Genomic DNA, 23,333 nt, shown 5'->3' with positions numbered 1-23,333 from the left:
GATCGACTGCCAAGCCTTATCCGACTCTGTCACCATCTCCAAATTTCAAGCGGAGCGGTGAATCCCGGTAGCCTCAAAAATTCTCGGCTACCGCAGCATCTGTCTTATCGTCTCAACGATCTGCTCTTCGCAGTAGGGTTTCGTAAAGAAAGCCGTATCTGCCGCGATCATATGACCGGGATCTGCGAGATGGCCGGAAACCAGGATAACTTTGATAGGGGGCCACCTGTCACGAACAATGGCTGCCAGTTGCAGGCCGTCGACGCCGCGTGGCATATCGATATCAGTGAAGACAATTCGTATGTCTGCGCGTGCCTCAAGGATATTGACCGCCTCCGTAGCATCTGCCGCAGCAATTGCTGTGTATCCTGCGGTTTCAACCAGATCCACGGCGGCAAGGCGTAGCAGCGGCTCATCCTCGACGACGAGTATGGTTGCCACATCGGCAGCATTCGAGGTCACGGTCATCATGACTGTCTCAAATGGGAAACCAGTCCCTGCATCGTTACCCGCAGGCCGTCAGGATCAAAATTGACCTCGACACCGCCTGTACCCATCAGACCAAGCTGGATGAGCTTCGATCCGAAACCTTTACCCGATGGAGCGGTCACCGGCGGGCCGTCCTGCTCCTTCCATTCCAGAACAAGCGCGTTCTCGCCGCCTGCATCTTCTATCGTCCATGAAATAACGACGGTTCCGGCATCAGAAGACCAGGCTCCATATTTCAAGGCGTTTGTGCCAAGCTCGTGCATCAGGAGAGCCAGCGACAGTGCAGTCCTGGGCCCGATTTCCATGTCGGTGCCCGATATGCGGTATCGCTCGGGAAGAGAAAGTTGGCGAAGCACGGAATCGATCACTGCCACCATGCGCGCCGACGACCAGTCCTGGTTCAGGAGAACCTCATGCGCATTGGAAAGCGCGCGCAATCTGCTCGTGAAGGCTTCGACAGGGGCTCTGTCGGTAACAGGGCGAAGCGTCTGTGTCGCAATCGCCTGAACCATGGCCATCGTGTTTTTGAGCCGGTGGCTGATTTCGTGATTGAGAACCTGCTGTTCCTGCTCGGCCCGAATCCTGGAGATCGCCTCACGCGTGCGGTCCGCTATCGCACGCACAAAATCACGCTCCTCGGACGAGAATTCATGCGGCTTGTCGTAGTGTACGAACATGACCCCCGCGAATGCACCTCTTTCGATGATTGGCACATTCACGAGGACGGAGATGCCTAATGAGTGTAGAAGCTCGGCTGAAGCGGAGGTTCTCGGATCTGTCGCCACATCGGGTATGATGACCGTCTCGCCGCGCTTCAAATCCTGGATATAGGATCCGTAATTCCTGAAATGATGGAGCCCCGCGACAGTGAACATTCCCTCCGCACACCAGTCGGGAAGCATCTGCACCGTCTCGGCGATAGGGTCAACGATGCCGTAGCCCGCCCGCGTCGCGCCTCTCAGACTCCCTGCCAAAATCTCGGCGGCGGCAAATGCCACTTCCGCAACAGTATCCAGCTCGCGGATCTTTTCGCCGAGTTCCAGGAATGCAAGCTGCCTGTCCTCCGACAGTTTTTGAGCGGTAGCGTTGCGTGCGACCTTGATATATCCCGGGACCTTGGGCGACGAATGGTTGGCCATCGGCCGGATCGTGCCGTCCAGAAAGATGCTGGAGCCATCAGCAGCGAGGTGCCATCGGCGGTCGGGTGCAACCCCTTCGGACGTGGCTCTGCTCACTTCAGCCGCAGGAACGCCGGCTGCCCGGTCCTCCTCAGTAAAAATCGACTCAAACGGCCGTCCGAGCATCTCGGCTTCCGACCAGCCAAATGTCTCCTGCGCTCCACCGAACCAGCTTGTAATGCGCTGGTCTTCATCGATCGTCATGATAATATAGTCTTTGGCGCCTTCGACGATCAGGCGAAGCTTCGTTTCGCTGTCGCGTAAAGCCTCCTGGGCTTGCATACGGTCAGTGACTTCAACAAACATGATGACGAACGCGTCTTCACCAGTGGCTTGAACATAGCCGTCAAACCACCGGTCCATCGATCCGATCTTGCGGGTGAAACGCTTGCTTTGTTGGGTCTCGACGGCCTCCACCACATCGGAAACCCACTCATTCTCGAATTCTGGAAAGAGTTCGCGCATGGTTCGACCAGGCACATCATCGCCTGGCAATCCAAGAAGAGTGCTCCATGCGGGATTGACCGTCTCGTACCGCCAATCGACAATCGTTCCGTTGACGTCACGGATCACCGAGCCTACGACGATGCCTTCCTCCAATTGCTGGAAAAGCGCACCCCAGCGTCGCTCGGAAAGGAAGGTCGCAATCTGGTTCGAGGCGACCCTTCCGATCTGGTTCAGTAACTGCAGCTCGCTTTCCGTCCATGTGCGTGGTTCGCCATCGATTGCTGCGAGCGCGCCGATCACCATGCCATCAGGGAGGGTTACAGGCACTCCCATGTAGGAGATCACACCCAGATCGGTTATGGCCAGATTATTTCTAACGAGATCATGAACCGTCGCATCCCCGATGATCAAAGGCTGTCTGTCACGAACCACATGCTGACAGAATGAATGCGTGAGTGGCGTTTCCGCTGCTTCAGCCCATTTGGGTGGCAACCCGACATGAGCGATGAAAACCTGCCGGTGCTCGTCCAGAATGGAGATCAAAGCCACTGGGCATTTCAGGCCGGTTTTGACGACCTCGATAATATCCTGGAATTCGGGTGGGCTCTGGACATCAAGCAGCCCAGAGTTTCGAACTGCGTCAATGCGTTCCGACGGTGAATTCAAGGTCAATCCTTATCCGCACAGGGGCGGCGTTGGTCAAGCCGACAAGGCGGCAAGCAGTTTGGGCGAAACAACAAGGCTGGGAGGAGGGGTAGCGGAGCGCTCTGCGCCAATAACGATGCCTTCAATGAACTGCAAGGCATTTTGCAAACCGTTCATCGTGTAGGGTTTCTCGATCGCTCCAAGTGCGCCTGCAAAGTCCTCAGGTATTCTCTTCAGGTTACCCGAAACAAAAACATAGGGGATGGAGCTCGAGGAAAGATATCGGCCGACTTCTATGCCCGTTGGACCATCCAGCAATTGAATGTCTACAAATGCGAATTGCGGCAGTGCCTTATTGGCAAGCTCGATAGCTTCCTTGCTGTCGGCAGCGATCCCCACAATCTCGTGTCCGGCATCTTCCACTTCGCTTTCAAGTTCCATCGCCAGCAGAGCTTCGTCCTCTACGATCAAGATTTTCACAGGAGATCCTTTCAGTCTTTTACAGAAAGCGTGACACGAACATCCGAGAGGCAACCTTCAACCGTCCGAACTATCGTAGCACGCAATTGTTTTACGCACGCTTCCAGCATCTTTTTGCTAAAGGCTGCTTCTTCCTTGTCCACTTCGCCCGGCGTGACGGTATCGGCAACCCTCACAAGGAAGTGGCCGTTGAGGCGCTTGACCTCCAGGTGCAATTGCCCGCCACGGTCCTTCAATCCTCTGCGAATGGCGTCGCCGATGAGTTCGTTGATGATCAACGCAAGGGGAGAGGCCTTGGTCGCCGGAACCACAACCTCGTGAAGATCGGTGGTGAGGATGATGTCGGTTCGCTTCAAGGCGCCGATCTTGTCGAGCATCAATGTATTGGCAAAATCCGCGACATCGAAATGCCCTACATCTTCATCGTTCAGAAGCTTGCGCTGGACGGTGCTGAGTGCTTCGACCCTGTTCAGCACAGACATCAATGTCCGCTCCACAACATCGTTATCAGTCATTCGCGCCTGAAGCTTCACGATTGAGGCGATCGTCAGGAGGTTGTTTTTTACGCGATGATCAACTTCGTGGACGAGGGTTGTTTTTGCCCGCAATGCCTCTGTCAAATCCGCCGTTCGCAGCGCCACCTCTCCCTCCGCGATGTGGCGGGCGCGAGCGAGTTCGGCTTCCTTGCTCTTGATATCGGTGAAGTCGAGTTGCGAGGCGAAAAAATAGATGACGGTTCCGGCAGCATCGCGAACAGGACTTACGAAGAGAGCATTCCAAAACTCTGATCCGTCCTTGCGATAATTAAGGATGTCGATCGCCAAATCCTGCTCGGCTGCGATTGCCTCACGCAGTTTCGTAACTGAACCAGGATCCGTGTCTGGACCCTGGAGCAGACGACAATTTTGACCAACCAGCTCTTCGGCGGAATAGCCCGTCAATCTGCTGAAAGCAGCATTGCAGAAGATGATTGGATTGTCGTTGAGGAGTGGATTTGTGATGATCATGGGCATGCGGGTGGCCTTGAAGGCTGCCGCAAACGGATCTTCAGAAGCGTGGCCAGATACTAGACGCTCTCCAGCGTCTTGAGCATCCTGCCGGAGGAGATCATTATCTTTCATGCAAGGTCCTGAAGGTAACGGTTCCCTAAAATGTTTGAATGGGAATTTGGTTCCAACGACAAAGTGAATTATTCCTGTTTTACAGGGTAGGGGATCCACGATCTTTTTGCATATTTTCCGTGAGCAGGTCTGCCGGCGTCCGATAGCCGAGAGATCGGCCTGATGACGTCAGTAGAACAAAAACGGGGCGACCAACTGGCCGCCCCGCTTGATATGAGACTGGGTCGAAACCTCAAGCAGGCCGCTCTTCGCCCGCGTTCGGCCTCCAGGTGATCAGCTTTCTCTCGGCGACATCGAGAATGAGATCGATGACGAGAACAAAAATGGCGAGAATGATGATACCGGCGAAAACGCCGACCGCGTCGAAGTTACCTTCCGAACGGGCGATCAGGTAACCGAGGCCTGCGGAAGACCCGAGATATTCGCCGATGATCGCGCCAACCACCGCAAATCCGACGGATGTGCGCAGCGACGACAGAATCCAGCTAGCTGCCGCCGGAAAATATACATGACGCAAGAGATCAGAGCGCTTTGCACCGAGAATGCGCGTGTTGGAAAGCACGACGGGGTTTACTTCGCGAACACCTTGCATGGCGTTGAAGAACGTCACGAAGAAGACGAGGGTGACCGCAAGAGCGACCTTTGACCAGAGGCCAAGCCCCAGCCAAAGGACGAAAATTGGCGCGAGGACCACACGCGGGATGGCATTCACGGCCTTGATGAACGGGTCCAACACACGGGCCACAAAGGGACTGAGGCCCAGCCAGACACCGGCGCCGACGCCGAGACCTGTACCGATGAGGTAACCGAGAACCGTTTCACTCAAGGTGATACCGACATGTTTGTAAAAGCCGGCATCGGCAACCCAGGTGATGACCTGCTTGACGATGTCGATGGGTGCCGGGAAGAAGAAGCGGTCGATCGCCCCGGAGCTTACCCCGAGTTGCCACCCACCCAGGAGCACGACCAGAAGCACGATCTGGATGATGCGAACATTAACGGCTTGCATAGCTTTTCTCCACTTCGCCGCGCAAAGACGCCCATATATCGCGATATAGGGTCATGAATTTCGGATCGAGCTTGATTTCGGCCACGTTGCGGGGCCGTTCCAGATCAACCGGGAAGCTCTCGATAACCCGGCTCTTGGGGCCGGCAGCAAGGACGACAACCCGGTCGCCGAGTGCAATCGCCTCTTCGAGATCGTGCGTGATCATGACCACTGCACGGCGATCTTCTTGCCACAATCTCAGGAGTTCATTCTGCATGAGGTGGCGCGTGTGAATGTCGAGTGCGGAGAAGGGCTCGTCCATCAGGATGACCTTCGGCTCGGTTATAAGCGCCTGCGCCATCTGGACACGTTTGCGCTGTCCGCCTGAAAGTTGATGCGGAAAGCGCTCTTCAAACCCCTTCAGGCCAACTTTTTCCAGCCAGGCCAGAACTTTGGTACGGCGCTCGTGTTCGGATACGCCGCGGAACAGCACGCCAAGCTCGACATTCTGATAGGCCGTTTTCCAGGGAAGCAGCGCATCCTGCTGGAAGAGATATCCGATGTTGTTCTGCACGCCCTGCACGGGAGAACCATCGATGGAGACCTTTCCCTGCGCCGGTTTCAGCAAACCCGCGATGGCATTGAGAATGGTGGACTTGCCGCATCCGGTTGGGCCGACAATCGAGAGAAACTCACCATCTCCAACTTTCAGGTTCACATCCTGGACCGCAACGAACGCGCCAAAGGCCATTGTTACGTTCTCGATTGCCACCATTGGCTGAAGATTGAGTTCCGCCACGGGTTCTAACTTTCTAATTGGCAAAGACATTGAAGACCCTCAGTTTACGCCCTTCGAAGCCGCAGCCTCGACGAACTTGTTGGTGTAGGTCGTGTTGAGATCGATCGTGGCCTTCGCGACTGCGTCGTTGAAGCTTTTCAAAACCGCCAACGGGGTTTCCAGATCGGCCTGGTTGAAGGTTCCATCTTCGGAGAAGATCGCCTTGGCGGCTTCGACCGCCTTGATGTAGGTCTGCTTGTCGCCGGACACGAAATCATCGGGAAGCTTTGCAACGATTTCCTCGGCCGAATGCTCCTTCATCCAATGCAGCGCCTTTACCGTGGCATTGGTAACCTTCTGGATCACCTCGGGATGTGCATCGATGTATTCCTGCGTCGCATACAAGACGGAGGTGGGGTAGATCCCGCCGTAGACGTCCTTGGCTCCCTGATCGCTGCGGGCATCGATCAAAATCTTGCCAAGACCACGCTCAACCACGATCGTCGCAGCCGGATCGTAATTGACCAACAGGTCAATCTTGCCTTGCTGCAGAGCGGCAACAGCAGCAGCGCCAGAGCCAACGCCGATGATGGCGATGTCATTGTCGCTCAGATTGTGCTGCTTCATGTAATAACGAATGAAGAAATCGGACGAAGACCCGGGCGAGGTGATCCCGACCTTTTTGCCCTTGATGGTTTCAGGTTTTGCCGGATCGAAGTCTGTATCGTTCTTTCCTGCGAGAACCAGCCCGGAATTGCGGGCGAGCTGAACGAAGCCAACCACGTGCTTGTTCTGGGACTGCATCTGGATCGTGTGATCGTAGAAACCGACGGCTACATCCGTGGACCCTGCGACGAGCGCCTGCAGGACTTTCGAACCGCCTTGGGCAAAGTTCTCGGTCGTCACCTCAAGGCCCTCGTCCTTGTAGAAGCCGAGGCTGGCCGCCACCGGAAAAGGCAGGTTGTTGAGGTTGTACGAACCAACACTCATTCTGACAGATTCTGCATTTGCCGACGCTGCCAGCGCACAGAGCGCCGCTGTTGCAAGCAAGTATTTACGCATGAGGGTCTCCTCCCAGTTTTGCTATGTTTTGAGCCAGTATGGCTTTGTCTAGGCTGCGTCTTCAATCGCAGCGTTTGGCTTGGCGAAGGCAAAGCCTTCGAAAAGTCTGCGGGCCGTTCTCACAAGCCCGGCTGTTATTGCTCCATTCCGCATCTCAAGTTGCACGTCCAGCCGACCGGCGGGATGCTCGATGCAGATCTGGGTCGGAACAGATCGATTTCCCGCTTGTTCAAATACCACGGAGCCTTCCGTGATCGCTGCGGTTGCTATGCCAACGGCGCCGGTCGTTGCCAGGGCAGGGTGGCACTCATTGGGCATGAAGTACCGGACAGACAAAGTGCCTCCCTTGCGGGCCGGCGCTACGATCACGGGTTTTGGTATGACCATATCCGTTACATCCCCAATCCCCATCAATTTGCCTGCCTGAATGCGTATGCGGGTCAATCGTTCGATGAGATCGCTATTGGAAGTCAGGGTCTGCGGATCTTCATATCCCGTGACGCCGAGGTCTCCCGCACGCATGAGGACCATCGGAATTGCGCAGTCTATCGCCGTCACATCTATTCCCTCAACCGTGTCGACAGGGTTTCCGGTGGGCAACAGTTTTCCGGTTTTCGCCCCCGCCGCATCCACGAAAGTCAGGGCGATCGGTGCAGCCAGACCCGGAACGCCGTCGATGGATGCGTCTCCGAGATAAATTACTTCGCGACCACGCGTCGGCACCTTTGCCTCGATCAATTTTCCGGTGTTCACGTTGTGGATGCGAACCACGGTATCGCTTCCCCGAGCCTCGACAAGTCCCGCTTCGATCGCAAAGGGACCGACAGCGGCCAGCATATTTCCGCAATTGGGCGAATAGTCGACATACTGCCTGTCGGTACGAACCTGGGCGAAGAGATAGTCGATGTCTGCGCCTTCGACGGTGGAAGGACCTATGATCGCCACTTTCGAGGTGACCGGATTGCCGCCTCCAATCCCGTCTATCTGCAGCGGATGACCGGAACCCATGATGGACAAAAGTGCCGCATCCCGTTCCGCTCGATTACGCGGAAGGTCAGACGCCAGGAAGAACGGTCCACGAGATGTTCCGCCGCGCATCAGCACACAGGGTATCTTAAGCAGGTCGTTCATTTATCGCCTCAATCTTGCATTTGGTGGATCAATCCGCCTTGTTGTTGCAATATGAGCAAAAGAATCTAATCTGTTAAATGCAATGTTCGGAGGTATTATTGCGATATGAGCATCAATTGCGAAATTCTGGATCTAAGAGCATTTCAAGCAGTAGTTGAGCTTGAAAGTTTTCATAGGGCTGCCGACGCGTTGCATATTTCGCAACCGGCGCTTACCCGGCGCATCCAGAAACTGGAACAGGCCATTGGCGCGCCACTCTTGGAAAGGACCACACGCCACGTTGCCCCGACAGCGATGGGTCAGGAGGTAATGCCGCTTGTCCGGCGCATGCTGGAAGAGTTCGACGGATCGCTTTTTGCGATGAAAGATGGTGCACATCGGCGCGGCCTCATCACGATGGCCTGCGTTCCAACCGCAGCGTTTTATTTTCTACCCACCGTGATCAAAACATTTAGCAAGCAATATCCGCATATTAGGCTGCGTATCAGAGACCTTACGGCAAACGAGGGGCTGCAGGCGGTTGCGCGGGGCGAGGTGGAGTTCGGGATAAACCTCATGGGTAATTCTGATCCAGACCTGGCATTCGAACCTCTCATCGATGACCCATTTGTGCTGGCGATGCGGAAAGACCATCCTCTGGCGGCTTTCGAAACGATCCAATGGAATCAACTGGAGCCTTACCCGCTGGTTGTCGTCGATCGCTCCAGCGGCAATAGAACGCTTCTGGATGGCGCACTCGCGCGGCACAATCTAAAGCTGAACTGGTTCTACGAGGTGACCCATCTCAATACGTCGCTTGGCCTGGTGGAGGCTGGGTTGGGGATTTCCGTGTTGCCGCGACTGGCTACCCCACAGGATGACCATCCTTTCCTCGTCACGCGGCCGATCGTTAATCCCGTGGTCTCCCGAACCATCGGTATCGTGCAAAGAAGAAGCAGTGCCTTATCTCCCGCCGCAGAGAAATTCGTGGAAATGCTGTTGAAGACCTGGAAAACGCCTTAGGGTTCACAATCGTGTATCTCGCCGCGAAGGGCCCGGGTCTGAAGTCACCTGGTGGAAGGTCGAGAAACGGGCGAGGGTGACGCCGTCTTCTCAGAGATGGTTGCGTCGTCACGCCGCCTTACCGGCTCTTCTAATAGCGGACCGCCTTGGCGTTCTGGGTCATAGATATGGGTTTTGCTGTTGCCATTTTGGCTGTTGAAGGAAACGGCGACGTGCGCCGCGCCGATTGACGTCAGCAAGCTCAATACTGATCAACCGTACAATGTAGATGTGGTTGAAGATCATAGCCTGCTTATCGACTGACAAGGCATACTCGCAGCAAGAGCGACCTCCATCAGTATCGCTTGAGGCAATAATGTGAGGCGGAAATTGAGTGGTGTTTTGTTTAGAGCGAAAGGATGCGTTACGCTTCGACTCAGCGTGATAACGCAACAACCAGATAAGGTTCAAAACAAGTTCTAAAGGTTGCCCAAACGGTCATTTGGACTGAAAACGCAAGACATTTCAATCAGCATAAGTTCCATAATCTATCTTATGCGATTATCGTATGTAGCCGCAAAGTTAAAGTGTCCTGTTTCTGCAAAGTTGGAATGTCACACTCCCCGGATCTGAATGATACCGGGGAGATTGCGGATGGGATTGATCACGATGAGCGAGCGCGATTTGCAGCGGATCGAGGTTTTGTCGAAAGTCGTTGATGGCCGCATGACTATCGTCGCAGCGGCGCATGTGCTGGCAATCAGCGACCGGCATGTTCAGAGACTGATTGGTCGTATTGAGGCTACCGGCGCTGCCTCGATCAGACACAAGGCAATTGGTCGCCCGTCGAACAATAAAATCGCCACCGGCGTCCGCGATTACGTTTTGATTCTGGTGCGCGAACGCTACCTTGATTTCGGGCCAACGCTGGCGGCCGAGAAGCTTCAGGAAGAGCATGGCGTCACAGTCTCGCGTGAGACGCTGCGTAAGTGGATGCAGGATGCTGGCATATGGCTTTCGAGAAAACAGCGGCGGGCGTTTCATCAGCCGCGGTTGCGGCGCGAGGCTTATGGTGAACTGGTGCAGATCGACGGCTCCGAGCACCGCTGGTTTGAGGACCGTGGCCCTGCGTGCTCTCTGCTGGTCTTCGTCGACGATGCGACCGGAAAGCTGATGCAGCTGCGGTTTGTTCGATCGGAGAGCGCTTTTACCTATTTCGAGGCGCTTTCGCTTTACCTTGAAGAGCATGGCGCACCTATCGCCTTTTACTCCGACAAACATTCCGTTTTTCGTGTCGCCCGGAAAGACGCCAAGGGCGGGCAAGGCATGACGCAGTTTGGTCGCGCGCTATCGGAGCTGCACATCGAGATTCTTTGCGCCAATTCCAGCCAGGCCAAGGGACGCGTCGAGCGTATGAACAGGACATTGCAGGATCGGCTGGTCAAGGAATTGAGGCTTGCCAATATCAGTGACATGGAGACCGGCAATGCGTTTCTGCCAGCCTTCATCGAGCGATACAATGACCGCTTTGCGGTGACCCCTACCCGCCCCGACAACCTCCATCGGCCTGTCAATCTGGCGCCAAGCAGGCTGAATGACGTGCTTTGCAAACGCGAGCAAAGACACGTCGGCGCACAGCTTTCATTCTCCTATGAGCGCAAACGCATCATGCTTGAGGAGAACGACGTCACGCGCGGCCTGGTTGGAAAGTATGTCGAGACATTCGCTTACGTTGATGGTCGACTGGATATTCGATGGAAAGGTCACTCGTTGCCTTACAAGATCTTCGACAAGGACCAGCGCGTGACCCATGCGGCTGTGGTCGAGAACAAGCGTCTCGGCGAAGTGCTGGCCTACATCAAAGAGCAGCAAGATCGAGAACATGCACTTGCGCCAAAGACCAACAGTGAGAAGATCGGCTACAAGCCGAGAGGCCGCAAACCCGGTCCGCGCACGGATTTCGTGAATGATCCGGAGGTGATTGCAAAAAGGCAACGAGCGCTTGCTCGAATGGAGGCGGCTGAATGAAGGTAGCTTTTGGCCCTAAGCCGTCATTCGCTGTCATAGAACCTTCATGGTCTGCATCGTATTCGGCATCCGTTGCCACGCCCATTCTTCTATCACCGGGGAACCTTCGATGAAGTGCCTGCGCATCTACGCCTCAGCGGATGGAGAGTCTCATTTCGATGAGATTGATTTGCCAACGACCGCCCGGCCCGTTCACCCTAACACCGTACCCTTCGATGTTACAGCAAACTACCCAGCCTCTCGGGTACGCATTGCGCATATTCCCGCAGGAATGCGGGAAGTATCGTGGCATGGAGTGCCTGAGCCTGTGCTGACGGTAAGGCTTGATGGCTCTGTGGAGTACGAGACTAGCGATGGTGAGGTGCGTTACGTTTCGACGGGCAGCTTCGTGCTTGTCGCGGATACGCATGGCAAGGGACACCTCTCGCGCCACTCGCCAGAGGCGCAGACCGTTCTCTGGATTTCTCTGCCGAAGGGCCTTGAACTACCCCCTACAAAATGACCCCTATTGGCGCAAAGCAGTCGCCACAACTGAGGAAGCTAAAGCCGAAGAGGGGGGTTCCATCACCCGCCCCCTCCCTGCCCTTGCAACCCGGCCCAGCCGGTCCGGTCGGCGGCTGGCCGTCGGCGCCAGTGTCGCATTTCTAACTGGCTGGCAGAGCGACAGATGACATTTTAACTTTGCACGATCCGCGACATTCCAACCTTGCTGCCACATCGTATGTAGCGAGGTACATTCTATTTTCAAGTGCGACATGCCAATGATTTCAATGGCTTCACTTTGGAGATTTTGGCATGTCCCGATGCTATACGCAGATCACCCTTGCCGATCGCCGCCGTCTTCATCATCTGGTGGCGGCAAAGGTTCCCGTCAACGAGATGGCGCGTCAGCTTGGCCGTCATCGCTCGACCATTTACCGTGAGATCAAGCGCAACACGTTTCATGACCGTGAACTGCCAGATTATGACGGCTACTACAGCACGGAAGCGCGGCCGCAAGCCCGACCGGCGGACGGACTTCATGAACGACCAGGAGGTGATTGCCAAAAGGCAGAAGGCGCTGGCGCGGATGGAAGCGGCGGAATGAACTGGCGACGTTGAATGCCAGCGGTCTATTGCAGACGTCAGCGGCGCATGCGAGTTTCGCGTTATGAAAGACGAACAACAAACTTCTTCCGATCATACACAAATCCACCTTGCTCCAGACGAAGCTCTGGTTCTTTTTGAGCTTCTTTCTCGTTGGTGCAAAGAGAGCAGCGCTCCCACGCCAAGCGCGTCCTGTTTCGAGAGCCCTGCCGAATGCGCTGTGCTGCACGGACTGCTTGCCGGTCTCGAAAAGCAGCTGGTTGCACCCTTCAGGGCAGACTACCTTGACCTTGTAAAAGAGGCCCGTCGCCGTTTGCAGTCATCGTGGGATTATCCTGCACTTAGGGTTTGATCTCATACCCGGAATGCCTGTTGATTGCCAAGGCAGATTATGCACCCTGCTGAGGAAGCTAAAGCCGAATAGGCATTCCCTCACCCGCCCCCGCTCCTTCCTTGCAACCCGGCCCAGCCGGTCGGATCGGGGGCTGACCGTCGGTGCCTGTGTCGCGTTTCTAAACAGCTGGCGAAGTCGCGCCTCTAACCAGCTTTGACATCGTATGTAGCAGCCAGATGAAGCTTTCTATGGTCTTGAGCGCCTCACCTTCATCAGCGCCGCCTAGACACTCTGTACATCGCTTGAGCACCATAGCGAGCAAAGGATTTAGAGAAAGCACCTATCCTTTATTTTTCGAGCCAAGGTGAAGCAGTGCTCCAGAAAATGCCATCACCGCCAAGAAAATCTTCCGTGAGTGGGCTTTGAACCCATGAAAGACATTGCTGACGAAATGCCCATGCATTGGCTGATGCGGCAAAGATTTTGATGATCTGTCGGAACTGATAGGGATTAAATAGTCGCCAGCGGTGTTCTCACGGGTACGACCACGTACTCATGAAGGAGCCTGCGCCGTGAAGCACCTTTACTCCATCACACTCGTTATTGCCACATTGGCCTGCATGCCTGTATCTGCAAGCCCGTTTTCGTCCGCCGCCGGACGTTACCGTATCGATCCCGCCTCGCGCATCGGATTTTCGATTGCACAGGTTGCCGGTCCGGGCATTAACGGCACTATTCCCGATATATCCGGCCGCTTCGATATCGATCCGGACCAACCGTCCAAGTCCTATGTGGAAATCAGTTTGAACCCTTCCAGCGTGAAGACAGGCCAGGAACGGGTGGAAAATTTCCTGCGGTCCAGCGCGGTTTTCAACATCGCCGCCTATCCGCAGATCGTGTTTCGCTCCAACCGCGTTACGCAGGACGGGCCGCGCAGCGCGGTCGTTGAAGGCGTGCTCACGGCCCGAGGCGTCTCCAGAGCCGAGACGTTTCACGCAACATTCGTTGAGCAGCAAAAGGGTTCTGTTACCTTCCATGTCACCGGAAATATCCCCCGCCTGCCCTATGGCATGGGCGTTGGCGTGCCGCTCTATTCGAACACGGTTGCCTTCGACATAGATTTGAAGGGCGTCAGATAAAAACGACGGAACGTCAAAAAATCGGTGGGACGGGATTAATTGTCGCTGGCCGGTGTTCTGTCTTGTATCGGACATGGTGTCCGCACCGTTACCTCTCAAAGGACGATCTCATGCGTGAACATCATTTCATTCTGGCAGGCGCTCTCGCGCTCGCCTCCACTGCCGCGCTTGCCGAACCATACGCCGGTGGCGCGGTGGTTGAAACGGCGACGGCAAAGGGCACGATCCTGACTGACGCCAAGGGCATGACCCTTTATACGTTCGACAATGATGGCAATGGCTCGTCAGCCTGCTATGACGGCTGCGCGAAGAAATGGCCGCCGCTTGCGGCTGCCAAAACCGACAAGGCGGATGGCGACTACAGACCACTCGCCCGCAGGGATGGCACGATGCAGTGGTCGCATGATGGAAAGCCGCTATATCATTGGCAGATGGACAAGAAGCCCGGCGATGTCACGGGTGATGGTGTTGGTGGCGTCTGGCACGTTGCCAAGGAATAGCACCTATGCCTGATTTTCTTGACGAGATCACAAGTTGCATACCGGCGCTTCGACGTTACGCGAATGCGCTCACGCACGACCGTGACACGGCTGACGATCTCGTTCAGGACTGCCTGGAAAGAGCCATCCGCAAAAAGGCGCTATGGCGGCCGCAGGGGCCGTTACGTCCATGGTTGTACCGTGTGCTGGTCAACGTTTACCGCAACAATCTGCGAGGCAGAAACCGCCGGCCCTCGCAAATCCCGATTGATGATGTTGCCGAACAGATGTTTGTGCCGGCGCCGCAGACGGGCCGGATCGCGCTTGCCGAAATGGCACGTGCCATCGAAAAGCTGTCAGGCGAGCACCGTGAGGCCCTCCTCCTCGTCGTCGTCGAAGGTCTGAGTTATGCGGAAGCGGCAAAGGTTCTGGAAATTCCGTTGGGCACTTTGATGTCCCGTCTGGGGCGTGCCCGAACAGCCTTGGCCCGCATGACCCAAGAAGACCAGCCAAATCTCAAGGTGATAAAATGACTGGCAACGAGCCGCAGATAACCGAAGCCGATCTGATATCCTATGTCGATGGGCAGCTCGAAGACCAGCGACGTGATGTCGTTCGTTCCCACCTCGCCTCCAATCCGGCCGATGCGCGCAAGGTCGAGATATGGCAGCGGCAGAATGCGACACTTACGGCTCTCTATCGTCCTGCTGATGTCGATGTTTTACCTGATCGCCTCGATGTTTATCGGATGGAGCGGCGCTTGCGATCGGAGCGTGCAAATTGGCGCAATCTGGCAGCGGCTTCCGTTCTCGTTCTGGCAGTTGGACTGACAGGTGGCTGGTTCGGGCGCGGACTTGTGTCGGAGGTCGATGCACCTGCCCATTCCATCGTGGCGGATGCGACGCAGGCGCACAAGTTGTTTGCAAGCGAGGTTCTGCACCCTGTCGAAGTTCGGGCTGATGCCGAGAACGCCTCCAGTCTGCCGAAATGGCTGTCAAAACGGCTCGACCGTAAACTGAACGTGCCGGACCTCACCCGCCATGGCTTGTCCCTTGTCGGCGGCCGGGTGCTGCCCAGTTCCGGAAGGCGCCGCAGCTCAGCTGATGTACGAAGACAAAAGTGGGCAGCGTGTCACTCTTTACATCGTGGCCGCGGCTGAAACGAGCGATACCGCCATGCGGCGCTCCAATGTCGACGCGCTGGAAACAGTGTCCTGGGATGACGAAACAATACGCTGCGCCCTGGTCGGCGGCCTGCCGTCCGACCGCATGGACGCTATTGCCAAAGACACCTATCAACAGCTGAGTTAGCCGATGCAATATCTCAAGGGTCATTCCGATAGAGCGACGAGAGGCGTAAGAAGATGGCGAAACACGTCCGCCTCCTTTGGTTTGGTGGCGATCGTTTTCCATTGGACAATCGCGCTCCAATTCCTCGCGCAGCTTGCGCTGGGATATCTCATGAGCCGCGACATCGATCCGGTGCTTCAGTTCAATCTTTTTCAGTATCACAAGTCGATTGGGTTTCTGGTTCTGGCCCTCGCCGCCCCCCGCTTCATCTGGTCGGTTTTCAGCAGGAAACCGCGGGCTCTGGATGGTGAAGGGATGGCTTCGAGGTTGGCCGCACGGTCGGCTCACGCCGCGCTGCTGTTCCTTACTCTTGCCGTTCCCCTTGCCGGTTGGGCCGTCGCGTCGACGTCTCCTCTGCAGATCCCCAGTTACGTCTTCGATCTTGTCGTCGTGCCGGGACTACCCATGGCGATCTCCGACCAAGCCGAGGCCTTCTGGACTAAGGTTCACGCCACTCTGGCCTATCTTGCCGCAGTTATCGTCGTTCTTCATGTGGCAGCGGCGCTGTGGCACCATTTCGTCCGCAAAGATCCAACGCTTCGGCGCATGATCCCTTTCAGGGCTGCTGCTGATAACATGGGCCGCACCGCCTCCCCTCGAAAATAGCTAATAAAGTGTTCTCTGGTAGTCCTTTTCCAGATCGTCATCCAATTTCCGCATCTCATCCTTGTTGCTGGGCGCCCCCGTCGTTTCGTCAAGGATGATTTTGATGAGCGACGGCATCTCGGAGCGATCCTGAAAATGATCCGGGCTCCACAAATGAGACCGCCGAAACGCCTTGGCGCAATGCATGAAAACCTCACTCACCCTGACGACAATCGCGAGTTTGGGCGCACGATCATTGATGCTCATGCTTCTCAGAAGTTCCGGGTCGGTTGCGAGCTTTGCCTGCCCGTTCACACGCAACGTGTCGTCAAATCCCGGTATGACAAACAGCAGCCCGACGCTTGGATTGGCAATGATATTGGTCAACGTATCCAGACGATTGTTACCCGGTCGATCCGGTATCGCGAGTGTGCGTTCATCAAGAATCTTGACGAACCCCGCAGGGTCGCCGCGAGGGCTTACGTCAGCACTTCCCGCCAAATTCTGCGTTCCTATGCACAGGAACGGAGAGCGTCTGATAAATTCCCGCGCATGCTCGCCAATGGTGTCCTGACACTTCAATATCGCCAACGCGTGGGTGGCCTCGAACAATCCTCGAAGCGATGGCTCATCTGTTATTGCAAATTCCGGATCAAGTTCAAACGCCGTCATCATCCTCACCCTTGTGACGTTGCCCCGTTGTTCCCATCAGCTTCACCAGACGAAAACGCCTGGATATTGCTGACATATCGATTGTTCTTCTCTGTCCGCATTTGAGCTGCTTCTAAATTTGAGGTACGTACCTCAATATTAGCACTATCGCAGATTTCCATTTCAATCAAGCAGTAGAACCGGCTGCGATAGAGGCACAACAATCACCGAAGCGGCTGCGGGAGCCTTTGAGGGCGGGCAATCCTGTACAGACAGTGTAGTTGGTTCTTACCTAAGGCCCTCGCTATTCACCGACGTTCAAGCGCTCGAGGCGGCCTTGAAGACGGCAAGCTGGTCGGCAAAGGCGCGTTGATAGGCCGGACGCGCCTCACCGCGAGCCACATAGGCTGAAAGGTTTGAATATTCGTCGAGGATGCCTGAGCTTTTTATCCTTTGCAGCACCGATATCATCAACAGATCTCCAGCGCTGAACGCACCGTCGAGCCAGTCGTCGTCACCGAGGCAGCGGGAGAGTTCGCCGAGCCGCTTGCTGATATTTTTATCGATCATCGCTAAGCGCTCTTCGTACCAGCTCTTGTCGCCCTCCAGAAACCGGGCAATCGAGCGGTCAACGATTGGCGGCTCCACCGTGTTGAGCGCGGCGAACATCCAGGTTATCGCCCGTGCCCGCGCATTCACATCCCGCGGCAACAGGCCGGCATTGCGCTCCGCGATGTGGAAAATGATCGCGCCGGATTCGAACAGTACAAGGTCGCCCTCCTCATAGGTCGGGATCTGTCCGAACGGCTGAAGTGCCAGATGCGCAGGTTCCCGCATCGCCTTGAAGGAGAGAAGGCGAACATCGTAGGGCAGTCCCGCTTCCTCCAGCGCCCAGCGGACGCGCATGTCGCGGGCCAGACCCTTGCCGCCATCGGGCGAGCGTTCAAAAGCGGTAATCGTGATCGTCATTGCTGTTCCCCATCGCGTGTGTTTGGAGACTATTGGCTCATTGTGGTCGAGCATCAGCTTTTTGCGCCGGCCGGAAAAGGCAGCGCGTCAGAATAGGCGTTTGCCAGAACGAAAACAATCCTTGTACGTTTCCATGACAGGTCATTAGCGTGCCGTTTGCCGTGGAAAGGGCTGGCCATTTCACGCAAAAACTCTAAGCTCCTGCGCCGGACGCGGATTGCCAAAACCTTCAGGATTTCAATTTAAATCATTAGGGAGAAACCATCAGATGAGCCTGCGTATAAACGACATCGCACCCGATTTCACCGCCGAGACCACACACGGTCCGGTGAGCTTTCACGAATGGATCGGCGACGGCTGGGCGGTCCTGTTTTCGCATCCGAAGAATTTCACGCCGGTCTGCACCACGGAACTCGGCGCGATGGGCGGCCTGCAGCCGGAATTCGAAAAGCGCGGCGTCAAGATCATCGGCATTTCGGTCGATCCGGTCGAAAGCCATGAGAAATGGAAAAACGACATCCGCACCGCGACCGGCTTTAATGTCGATTATCCGCTGATCGGCGACAAGGACCTGAAAGTCGCGAAGCTCTATGACATGCTGCCAGCGGGCGCTGGCGACAGCTCCGAAGGCCGCACGCCGGCCGACAACGCCACCGTGCGCTCCGTCTTCGTTGTCGGTCCCGACAAGAAGATCAAGCTGGTCCTCACCTACCCGATGACCACCGGGCGCAACTTCGACGAAATTCTTCGCGCGATCGATTCCATCCAGCTGACTTCTAAACATCAGGTGGCGACACCGGCAAACTGGAAACAGGGCGAAGACGTCATTATCACCGCCGCCGTCTCCAACGAGGATGCGATTGCCCGTTTCGGCTCCTATGACACAGTTCTTCCATACCTGCGCAAGACGAAGCAGCCCGGCTGATTTGAAATCGATAAAGGGGCGATGGATCTCCATCGTCCCTGTTTGATCTTACTCGCGGCGCGGCTACGGCTTTATCACGCCGCCGTGGTAGTCGAGCCGGTACACCTCAACGCTGTCCCGATATATGCGCTCCACGCCAGTAAAAGTCCGAAATTCGCCCTCATTGGTATCGACATAGATCATGTCTTCGACCTCGTGGGTGAAGCCGCCGAGGAAGCGCCCTTCCCTGTATAGCGTGGAAAGCGATCGCTGGATCACCCTGCCCGCCACCGTGCCGTCGATTAGCTCAGGGCGGATGATGCGGCCGTAATAATTCATGGCCCAAAGTGGAATTCCCTGATGCCAGACGACCTCCTGACCGATGAAGTCGGTTCCGCCGAAATAGCTATCGATATAGTTCCAGTCGCCGCTTTGAAAACCTAGGTCGTGTGAGCCGATGCGGGTGGGCGTCGAGGATTTGTTGCCGCCGCCCACATAAGTGGCGGACTTGGCCTGCACGATGAATTCTTCCAGCATCGGGAATACCTCACACCAGGAACATAAAGTGAACATACTGGACTTGTATGAAGGTCGCAAGCGTATTCATTACCCTGCCTGTCGCCATATTTTCACGGATGGCGGGCTTGGTAATCGCAGCGTTTGCCCTTAAAAGCGATGCATAAATGATCCTCGAAGAGTGCCCATGTCGCAGACCCCGCAAATCTATGTCGATGCCGACGCCTGCCCCGTGAAACCCGAGATTCTCAAGGTGGCGGAACGGCATGGGCTGGAGGTGACATTCGTTGCCAATTCCGGTTTGCGCCCGTCGCGCGATCCGATGGTGAAAAATGTGATCGTATCGGCCGGTTTCGATGCGGCGGATGACTGGATTGCGGAGCGTGCGGGCGAAAACGATATCGTCATTACCGCCGATGTGCCGCTCGCCGGGCGTTGCGTTGCCAGGGGCGCGCTGGTGACAGGACCGACCGGCCGCGTTTTCGACCAAACCAACATCGGCATGGCAACTGCGATGCGCGACCTTGGCGCACACCTGCGCGAAACCGGTGAGAGCAAAGGATATAACGCGGCTTTCTCGCCGCGCGACCGGTCTGCTTTTCTGGAGACGCTTGACCGTTTCTGCCGCCGTGTCAAAAAATGACCGCGTAAACAGGAAGGCGCAGCCCATGACCCCGGCCAATCCGCATAGCAACACCTACAGCCGCCATAAGCCTTTCTTCGTCGCTCTTTTCGTTGGCGCATTCGGCCTTGGCTTGGCGCTGGCATTCGCACGGCCGCTCGCCATCGAAATTGCGGCCATTCTGTTTTTCCTGACCTATCTCGGGCTGGTGGCCTTTCGGCTTCCGAAATTAACGGCCCAGCACCTGAAAGCGCATGCCGATAGTGATGACCTGCCGGCAATGGCCATCATCGCCATTACGCTGATCGCCGCCACCGTCGCCGTCGTTTCACTTTTCCAGGCACTCAACCATTCCGGCGAAACCGTCTGGACGCTGCTGCTCGCCTTCGGCTCCGTGATTTTCGGGTGGCTGACAATCCACACCATGACCGCCTTGCACTATGCCCATCTTTACTGGCGTCCGGAAACCGTTGATGGCAAGCGCAAGCATCGCGGCGGCATGGATTTCCCGGCAACGAAGGAACCCTGCGGTTACGACTTCCTCTATTTCGCTGTTGTCATCGGTATGACGGCGCAGACCTCGGATGTTGCTGTAACCACGACACCGATGCGCAAGGTCACGCTGTTGCACTCCATCGTCTCCTTCTTCTTCAACACGGTTCTGGTAGCAGCGGCGGTCAATGCTGCGGTCGCGCTTGCGGGCTGAACCGAAAAAAACTCTTCATAAAGGAATGGCTTCATGAATATCATCTCGCAAAATACGGCCTTTGGCGGCATGCAGGGCGTATTTTCGCACCCATCCGAAACCCTGAAATGCGAGATGACCTTTGCAGTCTATGTGCCGCCGAAGGCGATCAGCGAGCCGTGCCCGGTTCTGTGGTATCTTTCCGGCCTCACCTGTACCCACGCCAATGTCATGGAAAAAGGCGAATATCGCCGCATGGCGTCCGAACTCGGGCTGATCATCGTCTGCCCGGATACCAGCCCGCGTGGCAACGATGTGCCTGATGAAGTGACCAACTGGCAGATGGGCAAGGGCGCCGGCTTTTATCTCGACGCCACGCAGGAGCCTTGGTCGGAGCACTACCATATGTACAGCTACGTGACGGAAGAGCTGCCAGCCTTCATTGGCCAGCATTTCCGCGCGGATATGAGCTGTCAGGGCATTTTCGGCCATTCGATGGGCGGCCATGGCGCCATGACGATTGCGCTTAAGAACCCAGACCGCTTCAAGAGCTGCTCCGCCTTCGCCCCAATCGTCGCCCCCTCCTCTGCCGACTGGTCCGAACCGGCGCTGGAAAAATATCTCGGAACGGATCGTGCCGCATGGCGGCAATACGACGCCTGCTCGCTGGTCGAAGACGGCGCCCGTTTTCCGGAATTCTTGATCGACCAGGGCAAGGCCGACAGTTTCCTCGATAAAGGCCTGCGTCCCTGGCTGTTCGAAGAGGCGATCAAAGGAACCGATATCGGCCTGACGCTGCGCATGCACGAGCGTTACGACCACTCCTATTATTTCATCTCCAGCTTCATGGATGACCATCTGAAATGGCATGCCGAGCGACTTGGCTAAGCCTGCGAAAGTGGAAGCTTAACCTGCGCGGTTTGGATTCGTCCGACATCTTGAACAGCGACGTGACGGCGTTTTCAGTACGCCGTCTTCGCCATGGCTTTCGGAGATTTATGCATCCAAAGGAATGCGGGCAATGACCTTAATCTCGAAATCGAAGCCCGCGAGCCAGTTCACGCCTATTGCAGTCCAGTTCGGGTAAGGCTTCGTGCTGAAAATCTGCTGCTTGACGGCCATGATGGTTCCGAACTGTTTTTCGGGGTCCGTATGGAATGTCGTCACGTCGACAATATCATCAAATGTACAGCCCGCTGCATGCAGCGTGGCTTTGAGATTTTCGAAAGCCAATTTTACCTGACGTTCAAAATCGGGTTCTGGCGTTCCATCGGAACGGCTGCCCACCTGCCCGGAAACGAACAGAAGGTCCCCGGATCGGATAGCCGCCGAATAGCCGTGCTCCTCGTAAAGAGCATGTCTGTTTGCGGGAAAGATTGCTTCGCGCTTCGCCATTTTTAAATCTCTCTTCTTTGTAATCAGGTGCACTCTCTGGGCGGAACGTTACGCTTCGAGCGCTTCACACAACGCCTTATTTGATATACGGTGCGTATTTGAACTTGGTGGCATACATGCCGTATGTCAACCCATATACGTCACGTATGTAAAATTGAGGAGAGAATGGCGAAACGACGCGCGGAAACGATGGAGGAAAATCGCGTAAAACTGATCGCGGCTGCACGAAAGATTTTCGCCGAAAAGGGATACTCTTCCGCATCAATGGACGAGTTGACTGCTGAGGTTGGTCTGACGCGTGGGGCGCTTTATCACAATTTCGGAGATAAGCGTGGGCTGCTGGCGGCGGTGGTCGATCAGATCGATTCTGAAATGGCGTCTCGCGCTCAAGAGATCGGGGCACTGGCCGAGGACGATTGGCAAGGTTTGCTCGCCGAGGGCGCTGCCTATATCGAAATGGCGCTTGATCCGGAAGTACAACGCATCGTTATGCTCGACGGGCCTGCGGTATTGGGTGATCCGTCGCAGTGGCCTAGCCAGAGCAGTTGTCTGCAGACGACCAAGGGAACGGTTCAGAGCCTCATCGAACAGGGGGTCATCAAGTCAGTCGATGCGGAAGCTGCTGCCCGGCTTCTAAGCGGCGCTGCACTTAATGCTGCGCTATGGATCGCCGCCAGTGACGATCCCGTGAGGGTGCTGCCGAAGGCTGTCGAGGCTTTCCAGTCCATGGCCACCGGCCTTCTTGTGAAACCAGTTTAAACTCTATCTGGAAACCATACTTGTTCACGGAAACAACGCCGTCGCCAGCGTTGTCGGTCCGGGTCGGCTCAGACGGAACTCGCGGATCACGCGCTCCGCGACGCCGTAAGCGAGATCCTGCTCGATCGACTGATTGTCGAAGCTGACGACGGTGGCTGTGAATTTGGCCTCGGCGATAACCTCGCCCGTTGCCACGGCGGCCGCACGAACGATGACACGGGCCGATGCCCATTCTCCAAACAGGAAGGGGCCGCGGGTGACGGATGCGAGGCGAATGGTCAGCACAACGCGCGGTCTGATTTCGCCGCGTGCCGTCGTTTTGATGGCATTCTGTAGTTGCGCATGAATGGATTGCATCAATGCTGGCGCTACATCCGGCCGTGCCGCTACAAAGGCGCCGCGCACATCATAAAGCAGCCGGTCGGCATTGGTCGCCTCCGGTTGCAGCCTGAAAGACATGAGCGTGAAACACGCCAGCACAACAATGCCAAGGCGTTTCAATCGAGTGTTCATGATCTGCGGCTCCCCTAAC

Annotated in this window: 28 protein-coding genes and 1 pseudogene; 16 read left to right on the top strand and 13 right to left on the bottom strand. The window is 56.0% G+C overall.

The genetic code is table 11. The features are described 5' to 3' along the window. Nucleotides 1-87: 87 nt before the first annotated feature. Together RBH71_RS19620 and RBH71_RS19615 are read right to left on the bottom strand one after the other, a co-directional pair. Entirely contained in the window at nt 88-471 is a 384-nt protein-coding gene (locus tag RBH71_RS19620) for a response regulator (RefSeq protein WP_003515226.1), read from the bottom strand. After that, nucleotides 468-2,663 carry a GAF domain-containing protein gene (locus RBH71_RS19615; protein WP_323687552.1) on the bottom strand — a complete coding sequence of 732 codons (2,196 nt, stop codon included), beginning with the start codon at nt 2,661-2,663 and terminating at the stop codon, nt 468-470. Before RBH71_RS19615 ends, RBH71_RS19620 begins: the two co-directional genes overlap by 4 nt. Here RBH71_RS19615 and RBH71_RS19610 point away from each other — a divergent pair. Then, complete coding sequence (locus tag RBH71_RS19610) at nt 2,613-2,774, top strand: hypothetical protein (RefSeq protein WP_236735600.1); 162 nt, start codon at nt 2,613-2,615, stop codon at nt 2,772-2,774. The two genes, RBH71_RS19615 and RBH71_RS19610, sit on opposite strands and share 51 nt — an antisense overlap. 39 nt (nt 2,775-2,813) lie before the next feature. Here RBH71_RS19610 and RBH71_RS19605 read toward each other — a convergent pair whose 3' ends face one another. The 6 genes from RBH71_RS19605 to RBH71_RS19580 form a co-directional block, all read right to left on the bottom strand. Then, the gene (locus tag RBH71_RS19605) at nt 2,814-3,239 is read right to left on the bottom strand and encodes a response regulator (protein WP_003515224.1); all 426 of its coding nucleotides are present in this window, start codon (nt 3,237-3,239) and stop codon (nt 2,814-2,816) included. Nucleotides 3,240-3,250: 11 nt separating this feature from the next. Further along, nucleotides 3,251-4,360: a PAS domain-containing protein gene (locus RBH71_RS19600; protein WP_003515223.1), complete on the bottom strand. Its 1,110-nt coding sequence runs from the start codon at nt 4,358-4,360 to the stop codon at nt 3,251-3,253. Between the two features lie 232 nt (nt 4,361-4,592). After that, a complete protein-coding gene (locus tag RBH71_RS19595) occupies nt 4,593-5,369 on the bottom strand; it encodes an ABC transporter permease (protein WP_003515221.1) in 777 nt (258 codons plus the stop codon). After that, on the bottom strand, nt 5,356-6,123 hold the full coding sequence (locus RBH71_RS19590) for an ABC transporter ATP-binding protein (RefSeq protein WP_416349321.1): 768 nt from the start codon (nt 6,121-6,123) through the stop codon (nt 5,356-5,358). The genes RBH71_RS19595 and RBH71_RS19590 overlap by 14 nt, the downstream gene beginning before the upstream one ends. A gap of 63 nt (nt 6,124-6,186) precedes the next feature. Continuing rightward, on the bottom strand, nt 6,187-7,188 hold the full coding sequence (locus RBH71_RS19585) for an ABC transporter substrate-binding protein (protein ID WP_003515219.1): 1,002 nt from the start codon (nt 7,186-7,188) through the stop codon (nt 6,187-6,189). A gap of 48 nt (nt 7,189-7,236) precedes the next feature. Next, complete coding sequence (locus tag RBH71_RS19580; protein WP_035252102.1) at nt 7,237-8,319, bottom strand: 4-oxalomesaconate tautomerase; 1,083 nt, start codon at nt 8,317-8,319, stop codon at nt 7,237-7,239. 105 nt (nt 8,320-8,424) lie between these two features. Here RBH71_RS19580 and RBH71_RS19575 point away from each other — a divergent pair, with 105 nt between their 5' ends. The 10 genes and pseudogenes from RBH71_RS19575 (at nt 8,425) to RBH71_RS19530 (ending at nt 16,321) form a co-directional block, all read left to right on the top strand. Then, on the top strand, nt 8,425-9,321 hold the full coding sequence (locus RBH71_RS19575) for a LysR family transcriptional regulator (RefSeq protein ID WP_003515217.1): 897 nt from the start codon (nt 8,425-8,427) through the stop codon (nt 9,319-9,321). Nucleotides 9,322-9,954: 633 nt separating this feature from the next. Beyond that, nucleotides 9,955-11,328 carry an ISNCY family transposase gene (locus tag RBH71_RS19570; protein ID WP_323686985.1) on the top strand — a complete coding sequence of 458 codons (1,374 nt, stop codon included), beginning with the start codon at nt 9,955-9,957 and terminating at the stop codon, nt 11,326-11,328. A gap of 109 nt (nt 11,329-11,437) precedes the next feature. After that, nucleotides 11,438-11,830 (top strand): hypothetical protein, encoded by a 393-nt coding sequence (locus RBH71_RS19565; RefSeq protein WP_323686986.1) that lies wholly within the window; start codon nt 11,438-11,440, stop codon nt 11,828-11,830. 293 nt (nt 11,831-12,123) lie between these two features. Then, nucleotides 12,124-12,333: pseudogene (locus RBH71_RS19560) on the top strand (helix-turn-helix domain-containing protein); the annotation flags it as partial. A gap of 145 nt (nt 12,334-12,478) precedes the next feature. Next, on the top strand, nt 12,479-12,766 hold the full coding sequence (locus RBH71_RS19555; RefSeq protein WP_075807477.1) for a hypothetical protein: 288 nt from the start codon (nt 12,479-12,481) through the stop codon (nt 12,764-12,766). A 554-nt stretch (nt 12,767-13,320) separates the two neighbouring features. After that, nucleotides 13,321-13,887 (top strand): YceI family protein, encoded by a 567-nt coding sequence (locus RBH71_RS19550; RefSeq protein ID WP_003513002.1) that lies wholly within the window; start codon nt 13,321-13,323, stop codon nt 13,885-13,887. 110 nt (nt 13,888-13,997) lie between these two features. Beyond that, entirely contained in the window at nt 13,998-14,387 is a 390-nt protein-coding gene (locus tag RBH71_RS19545) for a hypothetical protein (protein ID WP_003513000.1), read from the top strand. A 5-nt stretch (nt 14,388-14,392) separates the two neighbouring features. Then, a complete protein-coding gene (locus RBH71_RS19540) occupies nt 14,393-14,899 on the top strand; it encodes a sigma-70 family RNA polymerase sigma factor (protein ID WP_003512998.1) in 507 nt (168 codons plus the stop codon). Further along, nucleotides 14,896-15,525, top strand: coding sequence for an anti-sigma factor (locus RBH71_RS19535; protein WP_323687456.1), 630 nt, complete (start codon nt 14,896-14,898; stop codon nt 15,523-15,525). Before RBH71_RS19540 ends, RBH71_RS19535 begins: the two co-directional genes overlap by 4 nt. Nucleotides 15,526-15,679: 154 nt before the next feature. Continuing rightward, nucleotides 15,680-16,321: a cytochrome b gene (locus RBH71_RS19530; protein WP_323687455.1), complete on the top strand. Its 642-nt coding sequence runs from the start codon at nt 15,680-15,682 to the stop codon at nt 16,319-16,321. Here RBH71_RS19530 and RBH71_RS19525 read toward each other — a convergent pair whose 3' ends face one another. Together RBH71_RS19525 and RBH71_RS19520 are read right to left on the bottom strand one after the other, a co-directional pair. Then, complete coding sequence (locus RBH71_RS19525; RefSeq protein WP_013636066.1) at nt 16,322-16,972, bottom strand: pyridoxamine 5'-phosphate oxidase family protein; 651 nt, start codon at nt 16,970-16,972, stop codon at nt 16,322-16,324. Nucleotides 16,973-17,269: 297 nt separating this feature from the next. Beyond that, the gene (locus RBH71_RS19520; RefSeq protein WP_003512982.1) at nt 17,270-17,920 is read right to left on the bottom strand and encodes a glutathione S-transferase family protein; all 651 of its coding nucleotides are present in this window, start codon (nt 17,918-17,920) and stop codon (nt 17,270-17,272) included. Nucleotides 17,921-18,188: 268 nt separating this feature from the next. Between RBH71_RS19520 and RBH71_RS19515 the strand changes: the two genes are divergently transcribed. Further along, a complete protein-coding gene (locus RBH71_RS19515) occupies nt 18,189-18,845 on the top strand; it encodes a peroxiredoxin (RefSeq protein ID WP_003512980.1) in 657 nt (218 codons plus the stop codon). A 63-nt stretch (nt 18,846-18,908) separates the two neighbouring features. Here RBH71_RS19515 and RBH71_RS19510 read toward each other — a convergent pair whose 3' ends face one another. After that, the gene (locus RBH71_RS19510; RefSeq protein ID WP_003512978.1) at nt 18,909-19,361 is read right to left on the bottom strand and encodes a DUF5680 domain-containing protein; all 453 of its coding nucleotides are present in this window, start codon (nt 19,359-19,361) and stop codon (nt 18,909-18,911) included. A 166-nt stretch (nt 19,362-19,527) separates the two neighbouring features. Here RBH71_RS19510 and RBH71_RS19505 point away from each other — a divergent pair, with 166 nt between their 5' ends. The 3 genes from RBH71_RS19505 to fghA are packed head-to-tail and all read left to right on the top strand — an operon-like array spanning nt 19,528 to nt 21,535. Continuing rightward, the gene (locus tag RBH71_RS19505) at nt 19,528-19,983 is read left to right on the top strand and encodes a YaiI/YqxD family protein (RefSeq protein ID WP_003512976.1); all 456 of its coding nucleotides are present in this window, start codon (nt 19,528-19,530) and stop codon (nt 19,981-19,983) included. 25 nt (nt 19,984-20,008) lie between these two features. Next, nucleotides 20,009-20,668, top strand: coding sequence for a DUF1345 domain-containing protein (locus RBH71_RS19500; protein ID WP_003512974.1), 660 nt, complete (start codon nt 20,009-20,011; stop codon nt 20,666-20,668). Nucleotides 20,669-20,701: 33 nt separating this feature from the next. Then, entirely contained in the window at nt 20,702-21,535 is an 834-nt protein-coding gene (gene fghA, locus RBH71_RS19495; protein ID WP_003512972.1) for an S-formylglutathione hydrolase, read from the top strand. A 108-nt stretch (nt 21,536-21,643) separates the two neighbouring features. Here fghA and RBH71_RS19490 read toward each other — a convergent pair whose 3' ends face one another. Further along, nucleotides 21,644-22,042: a RidA family protein gene (locus RBH71_RS19490; RefSeq protein ID WP_003512971.1), complete on the bottom strand. Its 399-nt coding sequence runs from the start codon at nt 22,040-22,042 to the stop codon at nt 21,644-21,646. A gap of 165 nt (nt 22,043-22,207) precedes the next feature. Between RBH71_RS19490 and RBH71_RS19485 the strand changes: the two genes are divergently transcribed. Further along, a complete protein-coding gene (locus RBH71_RS19485) occupies nt 22,208-22,801 on the top strand; it encodes a TetR/AcrR family transcriptional regulator (protein ID WP_003512968.1) in 594 nt (197 codons plus the stop codon). Between the two features lie 24 nt (nt 22,802-22,825). On the opposite strand, the gene RBH71_RS19480 is transcribed toward RBH71_RS19485, so the two are convergent. Further along, nucleotides 22,826-23,314, bottom strand: a complete 489-nt coding sequence (locus RBH71_RS19480) for a hypothetical protein (protein ID WP_323687454.1) — start codon at nt 23,312-23,314, stop codon at nt 22,826-22,828. Between the last annotated feature and the right edge of the window lie 19 nt (nt 23,315-23,333).

This window comes from Rhizobium sp. AN68 (genome assembly GCF_030758035.1).
Lineage (GTDB): Bacteria > Pseudomonadota > Alphaproteobacteria > Rhizobiales > Rhizobiaceae > Agrobacterium > Agrobacterium tumefaciens.
The sequence above is the reverse complement of the archived record's forward strand: the minus strand, read 5'-3'. Positions and strand labels throughout refer to the sequence as shown.

Coding starts and splice junctions, on each gene's coding strand:
- RBH71_RS19485 (WP_003512968.1), top strand. CDS start 22,208: ATGGCGAAACGACGCGCGGAAACGATGGAGGAAAATCGCGTAAAACTG.
- RBH71_RS19575 (WP_003515217.1), top strand. CDS start 8,425: ATGAGCATCAATTGCGAAATTCTGGATCTAAGAGCATTTCAAGCAGTA.
- RBH71_RS19530 (WP_323687455.1), top strand. CDS start 15,680: ATGCAATATCTCAAGGGTCATTCCGATAGAGCGACGAGAGGCGTAAGA.
- RBH71_RS19600 (WP_003515223.1), bottom strand. CDS start 4,360: ATGAAAGATAATGATCTCCTCCGGCAGGATGCTCAAGACGCTGGAGAG.
- RBH71_RS19510 (WP_003512978.1), bottom strand. CDS start 19,361: ATGCTGGAAGAATTCATCGTGCAGGCCAAGTCCGCCACTTATGTGGGC.
- RBH71_RS19515 (WP_003512980.1), top strand. CDS start 18,189: ATGAGCCTGCGTATAAACGACATCGCACCCGATTTCACCGCCGAGACC.
- RBH71_RS19500 (WP_003512974.1), top strand. CDS start 20,009: ATGACCCCGGCCAATCCGCATAGCAACACCTACAGCCGCCATAAGCCT.
- fghA (WP_003512972.1), top strand. CDS start 20,702: ATGAATATCATCTCGCAAAATACGGCCTTTGGCGGCATGCAGGGCGTA.
- RBH71_RS19540 (WP_003512998.1), top strand. CDS start 14,393: ATGCCTGATTTTCTTGACGAGATCACAAGTTGCATACCGGCGCTTCGA.
- RBH71_RS19535 (WP_323687456.1), top strand. CDS start 14,896: ATGACTGGCAACGAGCCGCAGATAACCGAAGCCGATCTGATATCCTAT.
- RBH71_RS19480 (WP_323687454.1), bottom strand. CDS start 23,314: ATGAACACTCGATTGAAACGCCTTGGCATTGTTGTGCTGGCGTGTTTC.
- RBH71_RS19555 (WP_075807477.1), top strand. CDS start 12,479: ATGAAAGACGAACAACAAACTTCTTCCGATCATACACAAATCCACCTT.
- RBH71_RS19595 (WP_003515221.1), bottom strand. CDS start 5,369: ATGCAAGCCGTTAATGTTCGCATCATCCAGATCGTGCTTCTGGTCGTG.
- RBH71_RS19585 (WP_003515219.1), bottom strand. CDS start 7,188: ATGCGTAAATACTTGCTTGCAACAGCGGCGCTCTGTGCGCTGGCAGCG.
- RBH71_RS19620 (WP_003515226.1), bottom strand. CDS start 471: ATGATGACCGTGACCTCGAATGCTGCCGATGTGGCAACCATACTCGTC.
- RBH71_RS19525 (WP_013636066.1), bottom strand. CDS start 16,972: ATGACGGCGTTTGAACTTGATCCGGAATTTGCAATAACAGATGAGCCA.
- RBH71_RS19565 (WP_323686986.1), top strand. CDS start 11,438: ATGAAGTGCCTGCGCATCTACGCCTCAGCGGATGGAGAGTCTCATTTC.
- RBH71_RS19570 (WP_323686985.1), top strand. CDS start 9,955: ATGGGATTGATCACGATGAGCGAGCGCGATTTGCAGCGGATCGAGGTT.
- RBH71_RS19490 (WP_003512971.1), bottom strand. CDS start 22,042: ATGGCGAAGCGCGAAGCAATCTTTCCCGCAAACAGACATGCTCTTTAC.
- RBH71_RS19610 (WP_236735600.1), top strand. CDS start 2,613: ATGAGCGATGAAAACCTGCCGGTGCTCGTCCAGAATGGAGATCAAAGC.
- RBH71_RS19580 (WP_035252102.1), bottom strand. CDS start 8,319: ATGAACGACCTGCTTAAGATACCCTGTGTGCTGATGCGCGGCGGAACA.
- RBH71_RS19520 (WP_003512982.1), bottom strand. CDS start 17,920: ATGACGATCACGATTACCGCTTTTGAACGCTCGCCCGATGGCGGCAAG.
- RBH71_RS19505 (WP_003512976.1), top strand. CDS start 19,528: ATGTCGCAGACCCCGCAAATCTATGTCGATGCCGACGCCTGCCCCGTG.
- RBH71_RS19545 (WP_003513000.1), top strand. CDS start 13,998: ATGCGTGAACATCATTTCATTCTGGCAGGCGCTCTCGCGCTCGCCTCC.
- RBH71_RS19590 (WP_416349321.1), bottom strand. CDS start 6,123: ATGGTGGCAATCGAGAACGTAACAATGGCCTTTGGCGCGTTCGTTGCG.